The organism is Nocardia farcinica (genome assembly GCF_029867845.1).
Classification (GTDB): Bacteria; Actinomycetota; Actinomycetes; order Mycobacteriales; family Mycobacteriaceae; genus Nocardia; species Nocardia farcinica_A.
Map to the genome: position 1 here is coordinate 1 of NZ_JARWRU010000945.1, position 2,172 is coordinate 2,172.

Annotated in this window: 2 protein-coding genes; one reads left to right on the forward strand and one right to left on the reverse strand. The window is 66.2% G+C overall.

What is annotated here, in order from left to right; translation table 11 throughout:
• Window positions 1-56 precede the first annotated feature (56 nt).
• Window positions 57-269 carry a hypothetical protein gene (locus tag QH283_RS20845; protein ID WP_086842285.1) on the reverse strand — a complete coding sequence of 71 codons (213 nt, stop codon included), beginning with the start codon at window positions 267-269 and terminating at the stop codon, window positions 57-59.
• A gap of 88 nt (window positions 270-357) precedes the next feature.
• On the opposite strand from QH283_RS20845, the gene QH283_RS20850 reads away from it, so the two are divergent.
• Complete coding sequence (locus tag QH283_RS20850) at window positions 358-1,113, forward strand: hypothetical protein (protein WP_258196546.1); 756 nt, start codon at window positions 358-360, stop codon at window positions 1,111-1,113.
• Window positions 1,114-2,172: the final 1,059 nt, after the last annotated feature.

Sequence of the window (2,172 nt, forward strand, 5' to 3'; positions counted from 1 at the left end):
CAAGCGGACAACGCCGAGCGCGCCCGCAGGCGTCCCTGGTAGCGGCAACGCACGGGTCAGTCGTCGTCGCCTTCGGCCCAGCGGGCGAATTCGGTCCAGCTGATCTGGATCGGGTTGTTCCGGCGGGCGTGCTTGGGCCGCCAGTCCAAGCTGCCCTCGGACACCTGCAGGGTGCCCAGGACCTTCCCGTCGATCTTCACGTCGAAGCTCAGGTCGATCCCCTTGACCTCGAGCCCCTTGATCGACAACCGCACATCGTGATCAGCCACGAATCCGTCCTTCCATCAACAGAATCGGCGCGCAGAACACGCACCGGAAATCAGCACCGCGAGGATGATCGTCGGCCACCCTGGAGATGTGACAGACCCCGTGGACCTCGACGCGTTGACCGATGCCGTGGCCGCCCTCGACCCCGCCCCACGCCAACGCCGCTGGATCTCGCTGAGCCTGTGCGTCATCGATGCCGTGTGGAGCATCGCCGCCCGCTACCACCAGCTGGTCGTGCCCACCGTCGAAAAAGTCGGCGCCACGTTCGGCCTCGACGAACTCACCACCCCCGCCACCGCCACCCTGCCGCCGGACCCGATCCCGCTACCGACGTTGCTGTCCCGCTTCCCCGACGAACAAGCACTGCGCGCGGTCACCACCAGCAACCGGACCTCCACCCGCGGCGGCATCTACAAAGCCGACGCCGCCCTGCGCTACGCCCGCATCCTCACCGGCCACGGCATCGACACCCTCACCCACGCCCAACAACTGCTCGGCGATCCGGACCGGCTCGCCGCCGTCGAGCACGGCCTGCACGGTGTTCCCGGCGACGGTGCGCACGCGGTGCGCCGCAACTACCTGTGGATGCTCGTCGGCGCCGACGACCTGATCAAACCCGACCGCATGATCCTGCGCTGGTTCCACCACCACAACGCCCCCGCCGATCCGGCCACCGCCACCACGCTGATCGGCCAGATCACCGACCGGCTCAACCACCGCAACCAGAACAGCGCCGCGACGCCCCGCCGGTACACCCCCTGGGAAGTCGACCACGCCATCTGGCAAGCTGGCCGCCTTGCCTCTACCCGGCCTGGAATGCGAGGTCGCCAACCTCGAACCCGCTGACTCTTGATCAGCGGCTTCAGGGGTCGCGCATTCCCTGATGACACTCGTAATCGGCAGGTTAGTGGGCAGCAGTCTTCGGCTGGCGGCCGTAGAGGGTGGAGCGTTTGACGCCGACGATGTCGGCGATCTGCTGCACGGCGTGCCGGCGCTCGTCGTAGAGCCGCTGGGCGTTCTCGGGCGGCAGCCACCGACGCGAGCACGGGGCAGTCCCGACTGAGAGTTGCGGGCTATGAGGTCTACCGCTTCGGCGGGCAAGAACTCGTTGGAAGTGGCGCAAAAGCCTCGGTGGCCGCCTTCTTCGATGCACCGCAGGAACGCACTGATTCGCCGAATGGTTGCTGGACCAGCAAACTGGCTGGCGTGTCTCCGAGCGACACGCCGAGACGACCATCGCTGCGAACCTGCTCAGGGGTCACGGCAAAGCCTTCCCGCGAAGGCTGCCCTGCAGTTCATGTCGGGTGTGTCCGATCTGTTACGGATCCAGGGCCACCACAACATCGCCAGCGGACTCCGCTACCACTCCTACCAGCACGAACGCCCACTCGAACTGCTCAAAAATTGCTAAGCAGATTTACCGGAGCCCTGCGAACCTGCTCCCGCACAGATCACTCCTGAAGGCCCGTGCAGCAGACCGCTGCAACAGTCGGGATCCTCAACATGACAGCGACGGTCGAAATCTCGAAGTCGCTTGCGACCACGATTGCGCCGTCTCGGCCTCCGCAGACCGCTGGGCGTAGCTCGGTATGGCACCGGGCCCATAGCCCACGCGAGGGTGTTGGTCGGCGGCCTCCTGGTCGATCACGACACTCTGTGGCTGCACGCCACAACCGTGGTCATCAAGGATGGCGACAGCCATCGGCGCTGGTAGGGCATCACTTTCCGACACCGACCGCATGTCCCGCGTGTGACCGTTTTGTGGCCGTTTTGAGCGTGACGGGCCGGTATTCGGGCTGATCTCCAGTGATGAAGAGGCCCCGCCCCCCCCGGGGGGGGGGGGGGGGGGCGCGCGGGGAAAAGGGGTGTGGGGGGAGGTATGTATAAACCCCAAGGGCCGACGTT